A 19,706-nucleotide genomic window follows, 5' to 3' on the forward strand; every position below is an offset into this window, starting at 1 on the left:
GTACCACTTACCGGAGAAATTTCCCATGTCCAACGCTGCACCAGCCCACAAGCGCATTTTGCTCAAGCTGTCTGGTGAGGCGCTGATGGGGGATGACGCCTTTGGTATCAACCGCGCCACCATCGTGCGCATGGTCGAGGAGATCGCCGAAGTGACCCGCCTGGGTGTCCAGGTGGCCGTGGTGATCGGTGGGGGCAACATCTTCCGTGGTGTCGCCGGGGGCTCGGTCGGGATGGACCGTGCCACCGCCGACTACATGGGCATGCTGGCCACCGTGATGAACGCCCTGGCCCTGGCAGACGCCATGGACAAGCAGGGCCTGGTGGCCCGAGTGATGTCCGCCATTGCCATCGAGCAGGTGGTTGAGCCCTATGTGCGCCCCAAGGCGCTGCAGTATCTTGAAGAGGGCAAGGTCGTCGTGTTTGCGGCCGGCACAGGCAATCCTTTCTTCACCACCGACACCGCCGCAGCGTTGCGCGGTGCCGAAATCGGTGCTGAACTGGTGCTCAAGGCCACCAAGGTGGACGGCGTTTATACTGCCGACCCCCAGAAGGACCCCACGGCCACGCGTTATACGAAGCTCAGCTTTGACGAGGCCATGTCCCGCAATCTGGGCATCATGGATGCGACCGCGTTTGCCCTGTGCCGCGACCAGAAGCTGCCCGTGCGGGTGTTCTCCATCATCAAGCACGGCGCCCTGAAGCGTGTGGTGATGGGTGAAGACGAAGGTACGCTGGTTTACGCTTGACGACAATGGCCGAGGCCTGCCCACGATGCAGGCGGGCGCCCAGGAGAAAACATGACGATTGCCGATATCAAGAAAAATGCAGAAACCAAGATGGACCAGTCCATCTCGGCTTTCAAGAACAACCTGCAGAAGATCCGCACCGGCCGCGCCAACCCCGCGCTGCTTGATACGGTACAGGTCGAGTACTACGGCTCCATGGTTCCCTTGAGCCAGGTGGCCAATGTGGCCCTGATCGATTCGCGCACCATCAGCGTGCAGCCTTGGGAAAAAGGCATGGGCGCCAAGATTGAAAAGGCCATCCGCGAAAGCGACCTGGGCCTGAACCCTGCCTCCATGGGCGACTTGATTCGCGTACCCATGCCGCCCATGAGCGAAGAGCGCCGCAAGGAAATGACCAAGCTCGCCCGCAACGAGGGCGAGAGCGCCAAGATTGCCGTGCGCAACCTGCGCCGCGATGCCAACGAGTCCGTCAAGAAGCTCGTCAAGGACAAGCTGGCCTCCGAGGACGACCAGAAGCGCGCCGAAACCGACGTGCAGAAGTTCACCGATAAGCATATCGCCGAGATCGATGCGCTGGTGGCCGCCAAAGAGCAGGAAATCATGGCGGTCTAGAGCGTGTTATGCGCTTTTACGTACCCGCGTTGGCCCCACACGCAGGTGATCGCAAGGCGCAGTGCGCAGGCAAGGCCCCGGCCTTGGCGAGCGCTGCAGCGCCGCGAGTGCCTGCGTGTGGGGCCAACCCTTTGGGAAAGTCGGGGAAAGGCCCGGCTACGTCGTTGCAAGCCGCTTGCGGTATTCATACCGCGGCGCGTCCTGCGCCTAGTTGCCGGGCCTTTCCCCGACTTTCGCGGGCACTTAAAAGTGCATCACACGCTCTAGGCCCCAGGGCTTGAACATTCACATGGCTGACTCTTCGTTAGTGCCACACCACATTGCCATCGTCATGGATGGCAACGGCCGCTGGGCCACGCGCCGTTTTTTGCCGCGCCTGGCGGGCCACAAGCAAGGCGTGGATTCACTGCGCCGCTGTGCACGCGCCTGCGTGCAGCGCGGTGTGGCTGTACTCACGGTGTTTGCGTTCTCCTCCGAAAACTGGAACCGCCCCGCCGACGAGGTCTCTGGCCTCATGGAACTGTTGGCGATGGCGCTGGCGCGCGAAGTGCCGCAACTCAAGAAGGATGGCGTGCGCCTGTATTTCGTGGGTGAGCGTGCGGGTCTTTCGCAGAAGGTCCGCGATGGCCTGGCGCAGGCAGAAGCCGCTACGGCTGAAAATACCCGCCTGGTGCTCAACGTGTGTTTCAACTACGGTGGCCGCTGGGACATTGCCCAGGCAGCAGCGTCGCTGGCGGCACGGGGTGAGCCTATCACCGAGGCCAGCCTGCAGGGTGCGATGGGCATGGCCCATGTGCCCGATCCCGACCTGGTGATTCGCACCGGCGGGGAAATGCGGATCAGCAACTTTTTGCTGTGGCAGGCCGCATACTCCGAGTTTTTCTTCAGCGACCGGTTGTGGCCGGATTTCGATGAGTCGGCGCTGGACGAGGCGATTGCTGCCTTCGGTGGCCGCGAGCGCCGTTTTGGCAAAACCTCCGAACAAATCCTGTCCGCGCATCCCCAGCCGATGCCGGGCTAAGAACCTGAACAGGTTCTGAAAGGCCCCATGCTCAAGCAGCGCGTTATCACAGCCCTTGTCCTGCTGGCCATTTTGCTGCCGGCGCTTTTTTACCCATTCACGGTGCCCTTCACCGTGGTCGTGTTGGTGCTCATGGCGGCGGGTGCCTGGGAGTGGGGGCGTCTGAGCGGTTTTGGCCAGGCCGGCTCTCTCACCGTGGGCGCTGCTTGTGTCGCACTGTGTGCGGGTTCGTGGGCCCTGGGCTGGGTCGATCGTCCGTTGACCGCCCTGTGGGTGGTGGGCGGGGGGCTGTGGGTCTTGGCGGCTGCCTGGCTGCTCAAGGCAGGGGTGCCTGGTTGGCCCCGCATTCCGGGTGGAGTGCGCCTGGTGGCCGGGGTATTGGCGCTGTGGCTCGCTTGGCTCGCCGTAGTGCAGGCGCGCAATGTGGGTATCAATTTTCTGCTGTCGGTGCTGCTCCTAGTGTGGGTCGCAGACATCTTTGCTTATTTCGCTGGCCGCGCTTTTGGCCTGCGCTTCACAAAAGGCAAGCTGGCCCCTTCGATCAGTCCTGGCAAAAGTTGGGAGGGCGTGTGGGGCGGTTTGGCGGGCGTGGTGGTCATGGCCTTCGTCTGGGTCGTGGCCGATGCGCACTGGCAGGCGGCTGTGCCCAGTTTTTACAGCCGAATGGCGCTACAAGGCTGGTGGATGCTGGTGCTTGCCGCGCTGTTCATGGTGGCCATGAGTGTGTCGGGAGATCTCGTGGAGTCCCTCATCAAGCGCAGCGCCGGTGTTAAGGACAGCAGCGGCCTGTTGCCCGGACACGGTGGTGTGCTCGACCGCGTGGATGCTCTGCTGCCCACGCTCCCCCTGGCCATGATGCTCACGAGCCTGACGACTCCATGAAGAAACAACAAATCACCGTCCTCGGTTCCACCGGCTCCATTGGCACCAGCACGCTGGATGTGGTGGCCCGCCATCCCGATCGCTTCGAAGTTTTTGCGCTCAGCGCTGCCACCCAGGTCGATCTTCTGCTGGCGCAGTGTGCACAGTTCCGTCCTCGCTTCGCGGTGATGGCGAGCGCGCCCCATGCGGCGCTTCTGGCTGAAAAATTAGTGGCCAATAGCCTTCCAACGCAGGTCCTTCAATCGCAAGATGCTCTTGAATTGATAGCTTCACACGATGAAGTAGACGCGGTGATGGCGGCCATTGTGGGCGCTGCGGGTCTCGCACCGTGTCTGGCGGCTGCGCGCGCGGGCAAGAGGTTGCTGCTGGCCAACAAGGAAGCGCTGGTGGTTGGTGGTGGGTTGTTCATGCAGACGGTGCGCGAGGGGCGGGCGACGCTGTTGCCCATCGATAGCGAACACTCCGCCATCTTTCAATGCCTGCCCGAAGACCCTGCCACTTGGGCGCAACGGGTGGACAGCATTTTGCTTACGGCTTCCGGGGGGCCGTTTCGGCAACGAGACCCGTCCACGTTGGCTGAGATCACACCCGCCCAAGCCTGTGCACACCCCAATTTCTCGATGGGGCGCAAGATTTCGGTGGATTCGGCCACGATGATGAACAAGGCGCTCGAAGTGATCGAGGCCCGCTGGCTGTTCGATCTGCACCCGGACCAGATCAAGGTGGTGATCCATCCGCAGCAGATCATCCATTCCATGGTGCAGTTCAAGGATGCATCGATCCTGGCTCAATTGGGAACGCCCGACATGCGCGTGCCCATTGCCTGCGGCCTGGCCTGGCCGGAGCGCATTGCGAGTGGTGCGAGCAAACTGGACTTTTCGACCCTGTCCGCGCTGGCGTTTGAAGATGCTGACGCCCACCGCTTCCCGGGTTTGCACCTGTCCTGGCAAGCGCTGAAAGCGGCCGAAGGGACGACGGCCGTATTGAATGCTGCCAATGAGGTGGCTGTGGGAGCATTCTTGTCGGGACGGCTTCGTTTTGACCATATTCATGCCGTGAATCTTGCAACTTTGGAGGCGGTTTCCCCCTCCAAGCCCAATTCGCTCGAAGCGTTGCTGGACCTGGACAGCCAAGCGCGCAATGCCGCTGAGCAAGCTGCAGACCGCCTGGCTGCCTGAGTCTCCACCGCAACACGGACCCGCACATGCTCCTCACCATCGTTGCCTTCATCGTGGCCCTCGGCCTTCTGATTGCCGTACACGAATACGGCCACTACCGGGTGGCCGTGGCGTGCGGAGTGAAGGTGCTGCGCTTCTCGGTGGGCTTTGGCAACCCGTTGCTGCGCTGGCAGCCCAAGGGCTCGCCCACGGAGTTTGTCCTGGGGGCGTTTCCGCTGGGTGGATACGTGCGCATGCTGGACGAGCGGGAAGCGCCTGTGCCCCCCGAAGAGCGGCATCTGGCCTTCAACACCCAACCTCTGCGGTCTCGCGCTGCCATCGTGGCCGCAGGCCCTGTTGCGAATCTGCTGCTGGCCGTGCTGCTGTATTCCATCGTCAACTGGAACGGGGTGGAGGAGCCCAAGGCGGTCCTGGCCAGCCCGGTGGCTGGTTCCGTGGCGCAGAGCGCGGGCCTGCGTGGCGGTGAACTGGTCGCGCAGGCAGCGTTGGGTTCTGACGACCTGGAACCCGTGCGGTCGTTTGAAGATTTGCGCTGGCTGCTTACTCGCGGTGCCCTGGAGGGGGTGAACGTGCGCCTGGATGTGCAGCCACAGTCGGGGGCTGCACACCGGGAAATTTTGCTGGACATGTCGAAGATCGACAGCCGCGAAGCAGACGCCCAGCTGTTTCGCAAAATAGGCATTCTGGGGCCATGGACACGTCCGGTGCTGGGCGAGGTCATGCCTGACGGAGCCGCTGCGCGCGCCGGATTGCGCCAGGGAGATGTGGTGCTCAAGATTGGCGCCATCGATGTGGTGGATGGCCAGCAGCTGCGCGAGTTGATCCGGCAGTCCGTGCGTGGCAGCGAGCCACTGGCCCAGCCTTGGCGCGTGGATCGCGCGGGGCAGGTGCTGACCTTGGATGTTTTGCCGGAGGCCAAGCCGGAACTGGGCGCGACCATAGGCCGCATTGGGGCCTACGTTGGCGCTCCACCTGATTTCGTGACCGTTGAATATGGCGTGTTGGAAGGCGCTTGGGCCGGTGTGGTCAAGACCTGGGATGTGTCGGTATTGACGCTGCGCATGATGGGCCGCATGGTGATTGGTGAGGCATCTCTCAAGAATATCAGCGGGCCCTTGACCATCGCCGACTATGCTGGGCGTTCTGCCAGCCTGGGCCTGACGCAGTACCTCGTTTTCCTCGCCCTGATCAGCGTGAGCCTGGGCGTGCTCAACCTGCTGCCGCTGCCCGTCTTGGACGGAGGGCACCTGATGTATTATCTTTGGGAGGGTGTCACGGGCAGGGGGGTGTCAGACGCATGGATGGAGCGCCTGCAGCGTGGAGGCGTTGCGGTCTTGCTTCTCATGATGTCCATTGCCCTGTTCAACGATATCACTCGGCTCTTTGGCTAACACTTTTGCCGCGCTTGCCCTGCAACTGCGGCGCCAGCTTCATTCATGAAAAAACACATCAATCGCCTGGGCGTGCGTACCGCATCGGCCGTTGCAGCCATGATTTTTGCCGCCAATGCGGCATGGGCTCTGGAGCCTTTCAAGGTGCAGGACATCCGCGTCGAGGGGCTGCAGCGCGTCGAGCCCGGCACCGTGTTTGCCTCCATGCCACTGCGGGTTGGTGACGACTACAACGACGAGAAGGGCGCAGCTGCCATTCGCGCACTTTTCGGTCTGGGCCTGTTCAAGGACGTGCGCCTGGAGGCGACTGGCAATGTGCTGGTGGTTGTGGTGGAGGAGCGCCCCACTGTGGCCGACGTGGATTTCGCCGGTACCCGCGAGTTTGACAAGGACGCGCTGAAGAAGGCCATGCGCGATGTCGGGCTGACCGAAGGTCGTCCCTATGACAAGGCGCTGACCGACCGTGCCGAGCAGGAACTCAAGCGCCAGTACATCAACAAGAGCCTCTATGGCGCCGAGGTCGTCACGACCGTGACCCCGATCGAGCGCAATCGTGTCAACCTGACTTTCACCGTGGTCGAAGGCGATCCCGCCCGCATCAAGGAAGTACGCATTGTTGGCAACAAGGCCTTCAGCGAATCCACGCTCAAAGGCCTGTTCGATCAGGACACCGGTGGCTGGCTCAGTTGGTACACCAAGTCGGACCGCTATTCACGTGCCAAGCTCAACGCCGATCTGGAAACACTGCGCTCCTACTACCTGCAGCGCGGCTATCTGGAATTCCGTGTCGATTCCACCCAGGTCGCTATTTCGCCCGACAAGCAGGACATTTCCATCACGGTCAATGTGACCGAAGGTGAGCGTTATGTGGTGTCTGGCGTGAAGCTGGAAGGCAACTACCTGGACCGTGAAGATGAGTTCAAGTCCCTGGTCACCATTCGCCCTGGTGAACCCTATAACGCGGACCAGGTCACTGAAACGACCAAGGCGTTTTCCGAGTATTTCTCCCGGTTTGGCTTTGCGTTCGCGCGGGTAGAGGCCGTGCCCGAGATTGACCGCGAAAACAACCGCGTTGCTTTTGTTCTGCAGGCGGAGCCCTCGCGCCGTGCCTATGTGCGCCGCATCAATGTGAGCGGCAACAACCGCACACGCGACGAAGTGATCCGCCGCGAGTTCCGCCAGTACGAAGCCTCCTGGTACGACGGTGAAAAAATCCGCCTGTCGCGTGATCGCGTGGACCGCCTGGGCTTCTTCACCGAGGTCAATGTGGAGACCCAGGAGGTCCCGGGCTCTCCAGACCAGGTGGACCTGGTGATCAACGTGGCAGAAAAACCCACCGGATCGCTGCAGATGGGGGTGGGTTTTTCCAGCGCCGAAAAGGTGTCGCTGTCGTTTGGTATCAAGCAAGAGAACATTTTTGGCTCTGGCAACTACCTGGGCATTGATGTCAACACCAGCAAGTACCGCCGCACGCTCGTGTTCAGCACCACCAATCCGTACTTCACTCCCGATGGCATTTCTCGCACGCTGGACGTGTACTACCGCACGGACAAGCCTTACGAAGACCAGGGCGGTAACTACGAGTTGGTGACCACCGGCACGTCGGTGCGATTCGGTGTTCCGTTCAGTGAAACCGATACCGTGTTCTTTGGCGGTGGGCTGGAGCAGACCAAGATCAAGGCGGGTACGAACATTCCCGCCACCTACCTGGCCTATGCCGACCAGTTTGGCTACAGCAGCACCTCCATTCCTTTGACGATCGGTTGGTCCCGGGACGACCGCGACAGCGCTCTGGCACCGAATTCCGGCCGCTATCAGCGCCTCAATTCAGAATGGTCGGTGGCTGGGGATGCTCGCTATGTGCGGGCCAACTACCAGTACCAGCAGTACGTACCGCTGAACAAACGTTTCACCATCGCCTTCAATGGCGAGGTGGGTATCGGCAAGGGCATGAATGGCCGGCCGTTCCCGGTGTTCAAGAATTTCTATTCGGGCGGGTTGGGCTCGGTGCGTGGCTTTGACCAGGGTACCCTGGGTCCGCGCGACGTGACGGGGGCCTCTTTGGGGGGGCCAAAGAAGGTGACGCTGAACGCGGAACTGATCGCGCCGTTCCCGGGTGCAGGGAACGACCGGACACTGCGTGTATTCACCTTCTTTGACGTGGGTAATGTGTACGGAGAAAACGAAAAAGTTACCTTCAGTGACATGCGTTCTTCCGTGGGCCTGGGCTTGAGCTGGATTTCCCCGCTCGGTCCTTTGCGTCTGGCTTTTGCGCAACCGGTGCGCAAGTTCGCCGGCGATAGAATCCAGAAACTGCAATTCCAGATTGGAACGTCTTTCTAATGAAATCCATTTCTCGCCATATCTCTTTGGCTCTGCTGCTTGGCTCCATGGCCGTGGCAGCCCCTGCGCAAGCTCAAGAGTCGTTCAAAGCCGGTTTTGTCAATACAGACCGCATCTTCCGTGAGGCCAGCACTGCCAAGGCTGCACAGGCCAAGCTGGAGCAGGAGTTCTCCCGTCGCGAGAAAGAACTGGTGGACATGGGCAGTACCCTGAAGACCGCCACAGAGAAATTCGAACGCGAAGCCCCCACGATGGCTGAAAGCCAGCGCACGACCCGCCAGCGCCAGCTGGTGGACCAGGACCGTGAATTCCAGCGCAAGCGCCGCGAGTTCCAGGAAGACCTGAGCGCCCGCAAGAACGAGGAACTGTCCCAGGTGCTCGAACGTGCGAACAAGGTCGTCAAGCAAGTGGCTGAAGCCGAGAAGTACGACGTGATTCTCCAGGAGGCCGTCTACATCAACCCCAAGCATGACATCACCGACAAGGTGATCAAGGCGCTGAATGCCTCTGCTGGCAAGTAAGCCACAGCCCTGGACAGGTGGCGCGTGAGCTTGCTTCTTGGGCACATAGTTGATGCGCTCGGTGGCTCGCTGGAAGGAGGTGCGACACGGGATGTCGTCATCTCCCGCATCGCGCCCCTGGAGGTTGCCGGGCCGGGAGATCTCAGTTTCCTGAGCAACCCCCGCTACCAACAGCAACTGGCCGCCTCCCGGGCGGCCTGTGTCATTGTGGCGCCTGCCATGCGCGATGCCGCTTTGGCGCGCGGTGCCTGCATCGTGGCGGACAACCCCTACGTGTATTTCGCGCGTGCCACCCAATTGTGGCGGCAACGCAATGCGCCAGCGCAGTGCGCGGGGGTACACGCCAGTGCCGTGGTGGATCCCACGGCACAAGTGCACCCCACTGCGACCATTGGGCCGCTGTGTGTGGTGGAGCGTGGAGCGCAGGTGGGCGCGGGGACCATCCTCAAGTCGCGTGTAACCGTGGGCGAAGGCTGCACCATCGGCGCGCGTTGCATCGTGCACGCCGGTGTGGTGATCGGCGCGGATGGTTTTGGCTTTGCGCCCGAACAAGGGCAGTGGGTCAAGATCGAACAGCTCGGTGCCGTGCGCATCGGGGACGACGTCGAGATCGGCGCCAACACCTGCATCGACCGGGGCGCGCTTCAGGACACCGTCATCGAAGATGGCGTCAAGCTCGACAACCTGATCCAGATCGGCCACAACGTGCGCATCGGCAAGCACTCGGCCATGGCTGGGTGTGTGGGGGTGGCTGGCAGCGCGACCATTGGCGCGCACTGCACTGTGGGCGGCGGGGCGATTGTGCTGGGCCATCTGGAGCTGGCCGACAACGTGCATATCTCGGCAGCTACCGTGGTCACACGCTCGCTCACGCGGCCTGGGCAATACACGGGCATGTTTCCCATCGACGACAATGCGCGCTGGGAAAAAAACGCTGCAACACTCAAACAACTGCACAGCTTGCGGGAGCGCATCAAGGCGCTTGAGCAGGCTCTCAAGGCAGCATGAACGGAAGAACAACTCGATGATGGATATTCACGCAATTCTCAAGCAACTGCCCCACCGCTACCCGTTCCTGCTGGTGGACAAAGTGATCGAGCTTGAGAGCAACACCCGCATCAAGGCCATCAAGAACGTGACGTTCAATGAGCCCTATTTCATGGGGCATTTCCCCGGACGTCCCGTGATGCCGGGTGTGTTGATCCTGGAGGCGCTGGCCCAGGCTGCGGGCTTGCTGGCGTTTGATGCCATGGGCAAGGTGCCCGATGAGAACAATATCTACTACTTTGTGGGCATTGATGGCGCGCGTTTCAAGCGCCCGGTGGAGCCCGGCGACCAGTTGATCCTGAGCATCACCATCGATCGCGTTCGTGGCGGCATCTGGAAGTTCAAGGGCGTGGCCAGCGTGGGCGAAGAGGTGGCCTGCGAGGCCGAACTCATGTGCACCATGCGCAGCGTGGGTTGACCGACCCTGGCCTGTTGGATCGTGAGCAATATTCATCCCACTGCCATTGTTGCGGACGGCGCACGCCTGGACCCTTCGGTCACGGTAGGACCGTATGCGGTTATTGGTGAGCATGTGTCGATCGGTGCGGGCACGGCGGTCGGCGCACATTGCGTCATTGACGGGCGCACGACGATTGGCGCCGATAACCGCATCTTTCAGTTCAACTCCATCGGCGCCATCCCGCAGGACAAGAAATATGCGGGCGAGCCTACCGAACTGGTCATCGGCGACCGCAACACCATCCGCGAGTTCTGCACCCTGAACCTCGGTGTGCCCCAGGCCGGTGGCATCACCACGGTGGGGGACGACAACTGGATCATGGCGTACACCCACATCGCCCATGATTGCCATGTGGGCAACCACACCACGCTGGCCAACAACACCACCCTGGCAGGCCATGTCCACCTGGGCGATTGGGTGACGGTGGGCGGGCTTACCGGCATTCACCAGTTCGTCAAGGTCGGGGCGCATGCCATGGTGGGCTTTGCCAGCGCAGTGTCGCAGGACGTGCCCCCCTTCATGCTGGTGGATGGCAACCCGCTGGCCGTGCGGGGCTATAACGTGGTGGGGCTGCGCCGCCGCGGCTTCTCGCCTGAGCGCATTGCTGCTGTCAAGCAGATGCACAAGCTGATCTACCGTCAGGGCCTCACGCTGGAGGCTGCACGTGCCGCCATTGCTGAGCTGGTGCAGTCCGCACCGCAGGCCAGCGAGGATGCCGCGATGATGGAGCGGTTCCTGGCCGACGCCACGCGCGGCATAGCGCGCTGAGGGCTGGGTGATGGCTGCTTCCCCCCGCGTCGCCATGGTGGCGGGCGAGACATCGGGCGACCTGCTGGCCGGTCTGTTGATCGACGGCATGCAGGCCCATTGGCCAGACCTGCAGACCTGCGGCATTGGTGGCCCGCAAATGCAACGCCGGGGTTTTGATGCCTGGTGGCCCAGCGAGAAGTTGGCCGTGCATGGCTACAGCATGGAAGTGCTGCGCCGTCTGCGCGAGTTGCTGGGCATTCGCAAGCAACTGCGTGAGCGGTTGCTCAAGGACAGCCCGGATGTCTTCATCGGTGTGGATGCCCCTGATTTCAACCTGGGGCTGGAAGCTGACCTGCGCGCTGCGGGCATCAAGACCGTGCATTTCGTGTGCCCCTCCGTCTGGGCCTGGCGCGCGGAACGCGTCGAGAAGATTCGCCGCAGCGCTGATCATGTGTTGTGCATCTTTCCGTTCGAGCCTGAACTGCTCGCGCGGCATGGCATCGCAGCCACCTACGTGGGGCACCCGCTGGCGGGTGTGATTCCCATGGTGCCGGACCGCGCTGCGGCCCGTGCCCAGCTCGGGCTGCAGGATACGGACGAGGTGCTCGCCATTCTGCCGGGCAGCCGCTCTTCGGAGATCGCCTACATCACTCAACCCTTCTTTGAGGCTGCAGCGCTTGTCAGAAAAGCGCGACCAGCTATTAAATTGATAGTACCCGCCGTTCCGGCGCTGCGTGATCGCATCGTGCAAGCGGCGCAGGCGGCTGGGCTGGGCGGTGTGGCGCAGATCGTTTCCGGGCAATCCCACGCCGTGCTCGCCGCCTGCGACACCACGCTGATCGCCAGTGGCACTGCCACGCTGGAGGCGGCCCTGTTCAAGCGCCCCATGGTCATTGGCTACCACATGCACCCATTGAGCTGGTGGCTTATGCGCCGCAAGCAGTTGCAGCCCTGGGTGGGCTTGCCCAACATCCTGTGTGGCGACTTCGTCGTGCCCGAGCTGATCCAGGATGCCGCGACACCCCAGGCGCTTTGTGCGGCAACACTCCAATGGCTGGATGCCCGCCAGCACCATCCCGAAAAAATCACGGCCCTGGAGCAGCGCTATACGGCGCTGCACGAGAGCCTGCGCCGCAACACTCCCCAACTGGCTGCCGATGCGATCCAGAAAATCCTCCGTCCCGCTGCCTGAACAGGCCTGCCTGCCCTGGCACCCGCCCGGCCTTGTGGCCGGCGTGGATGAAGCGGGCCGTGGCCCACTGGCGGGGCCTGTGGTGGCTGCTGCAGTCATCCTGGACGATCTGCATCCCATCGCAGGCCTGGCTGACTCCAAGAAGCTCACGCCCGCCCGGCGCGAAAAGCTCTACGACGAAATCCGCGCCAAGGCGCTGTGCTGCAGCATTGCCGAGGCCAGCGTGGAAGAGATCGATCAGCTCAACATCCTGCAGGCCACGATGCTGGCCATGCGGCGGGCCGTGATGGGGCTGCGCCTGAAGCCCGTCATGGTCCTCGTCGATGGCAATCGGCTGCCCACGCTCGACATCCAGGCTGAGGCCATCGTCAAGGGCGATGCGCTGGTGCCGGCCATCTCGGCCGCGTCCATCCTGGCCAAGGTGCACCGTGACCGCTGGTGTGTGCAGGTGCATGAAGAATTTCCCCAGTACGGATTTGCGGGCCACAAAGGCTATGGCACGGCGGTGCACATGGCGGCCCTGCGCGAGCACGGCGCGTGCGTCCACCACCGGCGTTCCTTTGCGCCCGTGGCGCAGAATCTGCGCGGCTGAACCTGCCCAACCATGACATCCTCCTCGATCACCACCATCCATTCGCGGGACAACACGTTCGTGAAAGACCTGCGCCGTCTTGCGCAGGACACCACGGCCTACCGCAAGCAAGGCCGGGTTTGGCTGGAGGGCGATCACCTTTGCCGCGCGGCCCTGGAGCGTGGCCAGCGCGCATCCATTGCGGTGTTTTCAGAGTCTTTTTGGCCGCTGGCGCAGGTAGAGTGGGTGCAAACTGCTATGAAAATCATAGTAATTGCTGACGCACTGTTTGCCGACATCAGTGGGCTGGAGTCGCCCGCTCGGATGGGTTTCATCATGGATTTGCCCGCGCCCGCTGCGGTGCATCCGGGTGCGGCGACCGTGGTGCTGGACCGTGTGCAGGACGCTGGCAACGTGGGCTCCATCCTGCGCAGTGCGTCCGCGTTTGGCTTCCGGCAGGTGGTTGCCATCAAGGGCAGCGCCGCATTGTGGTCCCCCAAGGTGCTGCGCGCGGGCATGGGTGCGCATTTCGCGCTGGACCTGATCGAGGGCGTGGAGCACGGCGAGCTTCAATCGCTGCAGGTGCCCATGCTCGTGACCAGCTCGCACGCCGGAGACTGGCTGCACCGTGCCGCCTTGCCCTGGCCGTGTGCATGGGTGTTGGGCCACGAAGGGCAGGGCGTTTCCCCTGCACTGGAAGAGCGTGCCGCTCTGCGCATCCGCATTGCACAACCGGGCGGCGAAGAGTCGCTGAATGTGGCGGCGGCTGCAGCGATCTGCTTGCATGCGAGCGGCGCCGGGCGCTGAAGCCACCGCTTCTTGATCGTTTCCAGCAGATCTCAGGGGGGCGGAGCGCCTCACTCTTTTTTAGATATTGCGCAGGAACTGGCGCACGAATTCTTCCTGGTTGGGGGCGTCCTTCTCCGTGCTGAACAGCACCTGCTGGTTCTCCACCCGGATTTTCAGCTGCGGCGCGAACTTGCATTGCACCAAGCCCAGGCCGGGTGCCGTGCTTTTGAAGGCGGGAGTGTTGCGGCACATGGACTCCAGCTCTGATGCCACCACGCCGCAGAAGCTGCCGATGCTCAGCGACTGGAGTTTCTCGTCGTCAATCGTGGCCCAGTCAACGTTGGTCTTCACTGGCGTACCGCATGCAGCGGTGGCGTCCTGGTCGGCCTTGGTCAGTTCGGCCTGTACGCTGGCCAGGCGCTTGTTGCGGTCAAAGCGGGCCAGCTTGTCCTGCAGGCCCTGCTTTTGTTGGCCTTTGTAGCTGGCCAGCAGGTCCGCCAGCTTGAAGGCCTTGCTCTTTTCTTCACTGAAGGCCAGTGGCACGCCATCGCGCTTGCCTGGCAGGTACACCACATAGTGGTCGCCATTGCGATAGGCCTGGTTCTGCTTTTGCAGCAGACCATAGCTGCGGCCATCGAGCGTGGTGGCGTATACCTCGCGCGCCGAGCCCCTTTGCTCCAACTGGCTCAGGAAGACGACCTGATCGATGGGGTCGTTGATGCCGCTCACTCGCACCAGAGCCTGCTTGCCGTCTGCGGTGGGGGCCAGCACGACTTCAACGCCGTGGGGCGCCACGAAGACCTGGGGGTATTTCGCCAGCTCCAGGGCCTGAGCGGCCATGGCGGCACACAGGCCTGCCAGGAAAAGGGCGAGGGGGCGGAGAAAAATGCGCATCGGGATCAGCCTTTGGAGTGGGGGCGGTAGGGAAACGGGGCGAAGTCTAGGGTGCCCGTTGTCCTCTGAAATGCCTGGAACACTTGCTTACGTAACAAGGTTATGCAAGACGCGCATTTGTTGGTGAGCGCGCCATGAAGGATATAATCGGGAGCTTTTCTCGCAACAGCGTCGCCCGACCGCACCCAAAGCAACAACCCATCTGAGAGCAGCCACCAGCACTTGCGTACCTTTGCGTGCACGAGTGGACTGCAGGCGCCGGGCGACCGTAACCATCCGGAGAACCCAGTGCTTTTGTCTCTACAGGGAAACTTCCCGCCCGCCATCCTGGCGCTCGCAGACGGCACGGTCTTTATCGGCAATTCGATTGGTGCCACCGGCACCACCGTCGGCGAAGTGGTGTTCAACACCGCCATCACCGGCTACCAGGAAATCCTCACCGACCCGAGCTACTGCCAGCAGATCGTGACCCTCACGTATCCGCACATCGGCAACTACGGCGTCAATGTGGAGGACATCGAAGCCGACAAGGTCCACGCCGCAGGCCTGATTATCAAAGACCTGCCGCTGCTGGCAAGCAACTTCCGCTCCACGGAAACGCTCTCGCAGTACCTCGTGCGTGAGAAGACCGTTGCCATCGCCAACATCGACACCCGAAAGCTCACGCGCCTGCTGCGCAGCAAGGGTGCGCAAAACGGCACCATCATCGGCCTTGCCGCAGGGCAGGCTATCACGCAGGCGCTCATCGACGAAGCCATCGCCAAGGCCAAGGCGGCCCCCAACATGGCCGGGCTGGACCTGGCCCAGGTGGTGACCACGGCAGCGCGTTATGAGTGGACGCAGACAGAGTGGAAACTGGGTACTGGCTACGGCGAACTGTCGGCCCCACAGTTTCACGTAGTGGCGTACGACTTTGGCGTCAAGAAGAACATCCTGCGCATGCTGGCGGAACGCGGCTGCAAGGTCACCGTGGTGCCAGCAAAGACGCCGGCCGCTGATGTGCTGGCTCTCAAACCCGATGGTGTTTTCCTGTCCAACGGCCCTGGCGACCCAGAGCCTTGCGACTACGCGATTGCAGCGACACGCACGATTGTGGACAGTGGCATGCCCACGTTCGGCATCTGCCTGGGGCACCAGATCATGGCCCTGGCTGCTGGTGCCAAGACCTTCAAGATGACCCACAGCCACCATGGTGCCAACCACCCGGTGAAGGACCTGGACTCGGGCCGCGTGAGCATCACGAGCCAGAACCACGGTTTTGCGGTGGACATGGAATCGCTTCCTGCCCATCTGCGCGCCACGCACGTCAGCCTGTTTGACGGCACGCTGCAAGGGCTGGTCCACAAGGACAAGCCCGCTTTCTGTTTCCAGGGGCATCCTGAGGCATCCCCCGGTCCGCACGACATCGCATACCTCTTTGACCGCTTCACCGACGCCATGCGCGCGGCAAAAGCCGGTTAAGCGCGGAAGGAAACAGCACCATGAAACTGTTCAGCTTCCCCCTTGCATCGCTGGAAAAGGCGATCCACAAGCGTGTCCTGACCCTGCCTTCGCCCCACCGTGAGTGGTTCACGGAACGTTGGGCGCAAAAGCCCTACAAGAAAGCGTTCGTCGAGAACAAGGCCATGCCGCTCGTCACGCTCGTGGCCAAGGGCAAGACGCTGGACGATGCCGCCTTTGCAGAGCTGCTGCAGGAGTGGGAAGTGACGTTTTATGACGCGGAAGAAGAAGTCTTGCGCCCACTGATCCAGGGCGACGGCCTGCTGCAGCTGATGCAGAAGAACCTTCCTCCCGCACGCGCCGAGGCGCTGCTTGCCAAGTTGACCCAGCGGCGTTTGCCCGCAGATGCAACAGCAGCCTCTGCCCCAACCCCCAGCCCCCAGGCAGCCGAACCCACGATCGACTGATCGACGCACCATGCCAAAACGCACAGACATCAAAAGCATCCTCATCATCGGCGCTGGCCCCATCATCATCGGCCAGGCCTGCGAGTTCGACTACTCCGGCGTACAGGCCTGCAAGGCCCTGCGCGAAGAGGGCTACAAGGTCATCCTGATCAACAGCAACCCTGCGACGATCATGACCGACCCGGCCACGGCCGACGTCACCTACATCGAGCCTATCACTTGGCAGACGGTCGAGAAGATCATCGCCAAGGAGCGTCCCGACGCGATCCTGCCCACCATGGGTGGCCAGACTGCGCTCAACTGCGCGCTGGACCTGTGGCACAACGGCGTGCTCGACAAGTACAAGGTCGAGTTGATCGGCGCCACCCCCGAAGCCATCGACAAGGCCGAAGACCGCTTGAAGTTCAAGGACGCCATGACCAAGATTGGTCTGGGCTCCGCGCGCTCCGGCATCGCCCACAGCATGGACGAAGCCTGGGCCGTGCAAAAGACCGTGGGTTTCCCCACGGTGATCCGCCCCAGCTTCACGCTGGGCGGGACCGGCGGCGGCATTGCCTACAACCCTGAAGAGTTCGAGACCATCTGCAAGCGCGGCCTCGAAGCGTCGCCCACCAACGAGCTGCTGATTGAAGAGTCGCTGCTTGGCTGGAAGGAGTACGAGATGGAAGTGGTCCGCGACAAGGCGGACAACTGCATCATCATCTGCTCCATCGAAAACCTGGACCCGATGGGTGTGCACACGGGCGACTCGATCACCGTGGCCCCCGCGCAGACGCTGACCGACAAGGAATACCAGATCATGCGCAACGCCTCGCTGGCAGTGCTGCGTGAAATTGGTGTGGACACGGGCGGCTCCAATGTGCAGTTCTCGGTCAACCCGAAGGATGGCCGCATGATCGTCATCGAGATGAACCCGCGCGTGTCGCGTTCGTCGGCGCTGGCGTCCAAGGCCACGGGTTTCCCGATTGCCAAGGTCGCCGCCAAGCTGGCCGTGGGCTACACACTGGATGAGCTCAAGAACGAAATCACGGGCGGCGCCACGCCCGCATCGTTCGAGCCTTCGATCGATTACGTGGTCACCAAGATCCCACGTTTTGCGTTCGAAAAATTCCCCACGGCCGACAGCCGCCTGACCACGCAGATGAAGTCGGTGGGCGAGGTCATGGCCATGGGCCGCACCTTCCAGGAGTCCTTCCAGAAAGCCCTGCGCGGCCTGGAAGTTGGCGTGGACGGCATGAACGAGAAAACCCAGGACCGCGAGACGCTCGAAAAAGAACTGGGCGAGCCCGGCCCTGAGCGCATCTGGTACGTGGGCGATGCGTTTGCCATGGGTCTTTCGGTCGACGAAGTGTTCGAGCTGACCAAGATCGACAAATGGTTCCTGGTGCAGATTGAGCAAATCGTGAAGATCGAGCTGGACATCGACAAGCTGGTGGCCGAAAAGGGTGACGGTGCCCTGGCGGCGCTGGATGCCGGCACGCTGCTCGCGCTCAAGCAAAAAGGCTTCTCCGACCGCCGCTTGGCCAAGCTGCTCAAGACCACCGAGAAGGCTGTGCGCGAAGCACGCCGTGCGCTCAAAGTGCGCCCCGTGTACAAGCGTGTGGACACCTGCGCGGCCGAGTTCGCCACCAACACCGCGTACCTGTACTCCACTTACGAAGTCGCCACCCACGGTGGTGTCGCCGAATGCGAGTCGGAGCCTACGAACAACAAGAAGATCATGGTGCTGGGCGGTGGCCCCAACCGCATCGGCCAGGGCATCGAGTTCGACTACTGCTGCGTGCATGCGGCCCTCGCTATGCGCGAAGACGGCTACGAGACCATCATGGTCAACTGCAACCCCGAGACCGTCTCCACCGACTATGACACCTCCGACCGCCTGTACTTCGAGCCCGTGACGCTCGAAGACGTGCTGGAGATTGTGGACAAGGAAAAGCCAGTCGGCGTGATCGTGCAGTACGGCGGCCAGACGCCCCTGAAGCTTGCCCTGGGTCTGGAGGCCGCTGGCGTCCCGATCATCGGCACCAGCCCCGACATGATCGATGCGGCTGAAGACCGCGAGCGCTTCCAGAAGCTGCTGGGTGAGCTCGGCCTGCGCCAGCCGCCCAACGCTACGGCACGCACCGAACCCGAAGCCCTGGAAAAGGCTGCCGCTCTGGGCTACCCCCTGGTGGTGCGCCCCAGCTACGTGCTGGGCGGCCGCGCGATGGAAATCGTGCACGAGCAGCGCGACCTAGAGCGCTACATGCGCGAGGCCGTGAAGGTAAGCAACGACTCGCCCGTGCTGCTCGACCGCTTCCTCTCCAACGCTATCGAGTGCGACGTGGACTGCGTGCGCGATTCGGCGGGCGTCACCTTCATCGGCGGGGTCATGGAACACATCGAGCAGGCGGGCGTGCACAGCGGCGACTCCGCCTGCTCACTGCCCCCGTACTACCTGTCGCAGCCCACCATCGACGAGATCAAGCGCCAGACCGCCGCCATGGCCCAGGGCCTGAACGTGGTGGGACTGATGAACGTGCAGTTTGCCATCCAGGAGATGGACGGCAAGGACGTGATCTACGTGCTGGAAGTGAACCCCCGCGCCTCGCGCACGGTGCCGTTTGTTTCCAAGGCCACGGGCATCCAGCTGGCCAAGGTCGCGGCGCGTTGCATGGCGGGTCAAACGCTGGCCTCGCAGGGCATCACCAAGGAAGTGACACCGCCGTACTTCAGCGTGAAGGAGGCCGTGTTCCCGTTCGTGAAGTTCCCTGGCGTGGACACCATCCTCGGCCCAGAGATGAAGTCCACCGGCGAGGTCATGGGCGTGGGCAAAACCTTTGGCGAAGCCTTTGTGAAGAGCCAGCTGGGTGCTGGCACCAAGCTGCCCACATCGGGCAAGGTGTTCCTCACGGTGAAGAATGCCGACAAGCCGCGTGCCGTGGACATCGCCCGCCAACTGGTGGCGCTGGGCTTTGAGCTGGTGGCGACCAAGGGCACTGCAGCTGCTATTGCCGAAGCTGGCGTGCCTGTGGGCGTGGTCAACAAGGTGACCGAAGGCCGCCCGCACATCGTGGACATGATCAAGAACAACGAGATCGTCATGGTCATCAACACCGTGGAAGAGCGCCGCAATGCGATTGCCGATTCGCGTGCGATCCGCACCTCGTCGCTGCTGGCCCGCGTGACCACGTTCACGACCATCTTTGGCGCCGAGGCGGCGGTGGAGGGCATGAAGTACCTGGACAAGCTCGACGTGTACTCGGTGCAGGAGCTGCACGCCCAACTGGCTGCCTGAGCATCGGCAAAAGCGGCATAATTGCCGCCTGAACAGACACCGCCGCGCGGCAACGTGCGGCGGTTTCCTTTTGTAGACTTGCCATTCGCATCGCCCAGCGCAGCGCGGGCATGCCTGGCGATT

18 protein-coding genes are annotated in these 19,706 nt (G+C 62.4%); 17 read left to right on the forward strand and 1 reads right to left on the reverse strand.

Going from position 1 to position 19,706, the window contains the following annotated elements; all coding sequences use genetic code 11:
* The first annotated feature begins 25 nt into the window (after positions 1–25).
* The 14 genes from pyrH to ACQ4MJ_RS05205 all read left to right on the forward strand — a co-directional run bounded on the left by pyrH (position 26) and on the right by ACQ4MJ_RS05205 (position 13,523).
* Positions 26–748 (forward strand): UMP kinase, encoded by a 723-nt coding sequence (pyrH, locus tag ACQ4MJ_RS05140; RefSeq protein ID WP_010457839.1) that lies wholly within the window; start codon positions 26–28, stop codon positions 746–748.
* Between the two features lie 51 nt (positions 749–799).
* On the forward strand, positions 800–1,360 hold the full coding sequence (gene frr, locus ACQ4MJ_RS05145; RefSeq protein ID WP_431149655.1) for a ribosome recycling factor: 561 nt from the start codon (positions 800–802) through the stop codon (positions 1,358–1,360).
* Positions 1,361–1,649: 289 nt separating this feature from the next.
* A complete protein-coding gene (gene uppS, locus ACQ4MJ_RS05150) occupies positions 1,650–2,381 on the forward strand; it encodes a polyprenyl diphosphate synthase (protein WP_121420552.1) in 732 nt (243 codons plus the stop codon).
* Positions 2,382–2,408: 27 nt separating this feature from the next.
* Positions 2,409–3,263: a phosphatidate cytidylyltransferase gene (locus tag ACQ4MJ_RS05155; protein WP_431149653.1), complete on the forward strand. Its 855-nt coding sequence runs from the start codon at positions 2,409–2,411 to the stop codon at positions 3,261–3,263.
* Positions 3,260–4,441, forward strand: coding sequence for a 1-deoxy-D-xylulose-5-phosphate reductoisomerase (gene ispC / locus ACQ4MJ_RS05160; RefSeq protein ID WP_431149652.1), 1,182 nt, complete (start codon positions 3,260–3,262; stop codon positions 4,439–4,441). The genes ACQ4MJ_RS05155 and ispC overlap by 4 nt, the downstream gene beginning before the upstream one ends.
* Positions 4,442–4,467: 26 nt before the next feature.
* A complete protein-coding gene (gene rseP / locus ACQ4MJ_RS05165; protein ID WP_176886405.1) occupies positions 4,468–5,832 on the forward strand; it encodes an RIP metalloprotease RseP in 1,365 nt (454 codons plus the stop codon).
* 45 nt (positions 5,833–5,877) lie between these two features.
* The gene (gene bamA, locus ACQ4MJ_RS05170; protein ID WP_121420548.1) at positions 5,878–8,175 is read left to right on the forward strand and encodes an outer membrane protein assembly factor BamA; all 2,298 of its coding nucleotides are present in this window, start codon (positions 5,878–5,880) and stop codon (positions 8,173–8,175) included.
* Positions 8,175–8,696 (forward strand): OmpH family outer membrane protein, encoded by a 522-nt coding sequence (locus ACQ4MJ_RS05175; RefSeq protein ID WP_055398240.1) that lies wholly within the window; start codon positions 8,175–8,177, stop codon positions 8,694–8,696. Before bamA ends, ACQ4MJ_RS05175 begins: the two co-directional genes overlap by 1 nt.
* A gap of 24 nt (positions 8,697–8,720) precedes the next feature.
* Positions 8,721–9,704: a UDP-3-O-(3-hydroxymyristoyl)glucosamine N-acyltransferase gene (lpxD, locus tag ACQ4MJ_RS05180; protein ID WP_431149649.1), complete on the forward strand. Its 984-nt coding sequence runs from the start codon at positions 8,721–8,723 to the stop codon at positions 9,702–9,704.
* 16 nt (positions 9,705–9,720) lie between these two features.
* Positions 9,721–10,161, forward strand: coding sequence for a 3-hydroxyacyl-ACP dehydratase FabZ (gene fabZ, locus ACQ4MJ_RS05185; protein WP_010457855.1), 441 nt, complete (start codon positions 9,721–9,723; stop codon positions 10,159–10,161).
* A 21-nt stretch (positions 10,162–10,182) separates the two neighbouring features.
* Positions 10,183–10,971 (forward strand): acyl-ACP--UDP-N-acetylglucosamine O-acyltransferase, encoded by a 789-nt coding sequence (gene lpxA, locus ACQ4MJ_RS05190; protein WP_055398238.1) that lies wholly within the window; start codon positions 10,183–10,185, stop codon positions 10,969–10,971.
* 10 nt (positions 10,972–10,981) lie between these two features.
* Entirely contained in the window at positions 10,982–12,145 is a 1,164-nt protein-coding gene (gene lpxB, locus ACQ4MJ_RS05195) for a lipid-A-disaccharide synthase (protein ID WP_431149648.1), read from the forward strand.
* Positions 12,111–12,737 (forward strand): ribonuclease HII, encoded by a 627-nt coding sequence (gene rnhB / locus ACQ4MJ_RS05200; RefSeq protein ID WP_121505971.1) that lies wholly within the window; start codon positions 12,111–12,113, stop codon positions 12,735–12,737. The genes lpxB and rnhB overlap by 35 nt, the downstream gene beginning before the upstream one ends.
* 12 nt (positions 12,738–12,749) lie before the next feature.
* Positions 12,750–13,523 (forward strand): TrmH family RNA methyltransferase, encoded by a 774-nt coding sequence (locus tag ACQ4MJ_RS05205; protein WP_431149646.1) that lies wholly within the window; start codon positions 12,750–12,752, stop codon positions 13,521–13,523.
* Positions 13,524–13,583: 60 nt separating this feature from the next.
* Here the strand turns inward: ACQ4MJ_RS05205 and ACQ4MJ_RS05210 are convergent, their stop codons facing one another.
* Positions 13,584–14,399: a hypothetical protein gene (locus ACQ4MJ_RS05210; RefSeq protein ID WP_431149645.1), complete on the reverse strand. Its 816-nt coding sequence runs from the start codon at positions 14,397–14,399 to the stop codon at positions 13,584–13,586.
* Between the two features lie 288 nt (positions 14,400–14,687).
* Here ACQ4MJ_RS05210 and carA point away from each other — a divergent pair, with 288 nt between their 5' ends.
* The 3 genes from carA to carB are packed head-to-tail and all read left to right on the forward strand — an operon-like array spanning position 14,688 to position 19,583.
* Complete coding sequence (carA, locus tag ACQ4MJ_RS05215; RefSeq protein WP_431149644.1) at positions 14,688–15,860, forward strand: glutamine-hydrolyzing carbamoyl-phosphate synthase small subunit; 1,173 nt, start codon at positions 14,688–14,690, stop codon at positions 15,858–15,860.
* A 20-nt stretch (positions 15,861–15,880) separates the two neighbouring features.
* Positions 15,881–16,306: a hypothetical protein gene (locus ACQ4MJ_RS05220; RefSeq protein WP_055398232.1), complete on the forward strand. Its 426-nt coding sequence runs from the start codon at positions 15,881–15,883 to the stop codon at positions 16,304–16,306.
* Between the two features lie 10 nt (positions 16,307–16,316).
* Positions 16,317–19,583, forward strand: coding sequence for a carbamoyl-phosphate synthase large subunit (carB, locus tag ACQ4MJ_RS05225; RefSeq protein ID WP_431149643.1), 3,267 nt, complete (start codon positions 16,317–16,319; stop codon positions 19,581–19,583).
* Positions 19,584–19,706 lie beyond the last annotated feature (123 nt).

Origin of the sequence: Acidovorax facilis (assembly GCF_050626955.1) — a bacterium.
Taxonomy (GTDB): domain Bacteria; phylum Pseudomonadota; class Gammaproteobacteria; order Burkholderiales; family Burkholderiaceae_C; genus Acidovorax; species Acidovorax facilis.

Excerpts from the sequence above, each read along its gene's own strand:
- pyrH (WP_010457839.1), top strand. The coding sequence starts at position 26 with ATGTCCAACGCTGCACCAGCCCACAAGCGCATTTTGCTCAAGCTGTCT.
- frr (WP_431149655.1), top strand. The coding sequence starts at position 800 with ATGACGATTGCCGATATCAAGAAAAATGCAGAAACCAAGATGGACCAG.
- uppS (WP_121420552.1), top strand. The coding sequence starts at position 1,650 with ATGGCTGACTCTTCGTTAGTGCCACACCACATTGCCATCGTCATGGAT.
- ACQ4MJ_RS05155 (WP_431149653.1), top strand. The coding sequence starts at position 2,409 with ATGCTCAAGCAGCGCGTTATCACAGCCCTTGTCCTGCTGGCCATTTTG.
- ispC (WP_431149652.1), top strand. The coding sequence starts at position 3,260 with ATGAAGAAACAACAAATCACCGTCCTCGGTTCCACCGGCTCCATTGGC.
- rseP (WP_176886405.1), top strand. The coding sequence starts at position 4,468 with ATGCTCCTCACCATCGTTGCCTTCATCGTGGCCCTCGGCCTTCTGATT.
- bamA (WP_121420548.1), top strand. The coding sequence starts at position 5,878 with ATGAAAAAACACATCAATCGCCTGGGCGTGCGTACCGCATCGGCCGTT.
- ACQ4MJ_RS05175 (WP_055398240.1), top strand. The coding sequence starts at position 8,175 with ATGAAATCCATTTCTCGCCATATCTCTTTGGCTCTGCTGCTTGGCTCC.
- fabZ (WP_010457855.1), top strand. The coding sequence starts at position 9,721 with ATGATGGATATTCACGCAATTCTCAAGCAACTGCCCCACCGCTACCCG.
- lpxB (WP_431149648.1), top strand. The coding sequence starts at position 10,982 with ATGGCTGCTTCCCCCCGCGTCGCCATGGTGGCGGGCGAGACATCGGGC.
- rnhB (WP_121505971.1), top strand. The coding sequence starts at position 12,111 with ATGCGATCCAGAAAATCCTCCGTCCCGCTGCCTGAACAGGCCTGCCTG.
- ACQ4MJ_RS05205 (WP_431149646.1), top strand. The coding sequence starts at position 12,750 with ATGACATCCTCCTCGATCACCACCATCCATTCGCGGGACAACACGTTC.
- ACQ4MJ_RS05210 (WP_431149645.1), bottom strand. The coding sequence starts at position 14,399 with ATGCGCATTTTTCTCCGCCCCCTCGCCCTTTTCCTGGCAGGCCTGTGT.
- ACQ4MJ_RS05220 (WP_055398232.1), top strand. The coding sequence starts at position 15,881 with ATGAAACTGTTCAGCTTCCCCCTTGCATCGCTGGAAAAGGCGATCCAC.
- carB (WP_431149643.1), top strand. The coding sequence starts at position 16,317 with ATGCCAAAACGCACAGACATCAAAAGCATCCTCATCATCGGCGCTGGC.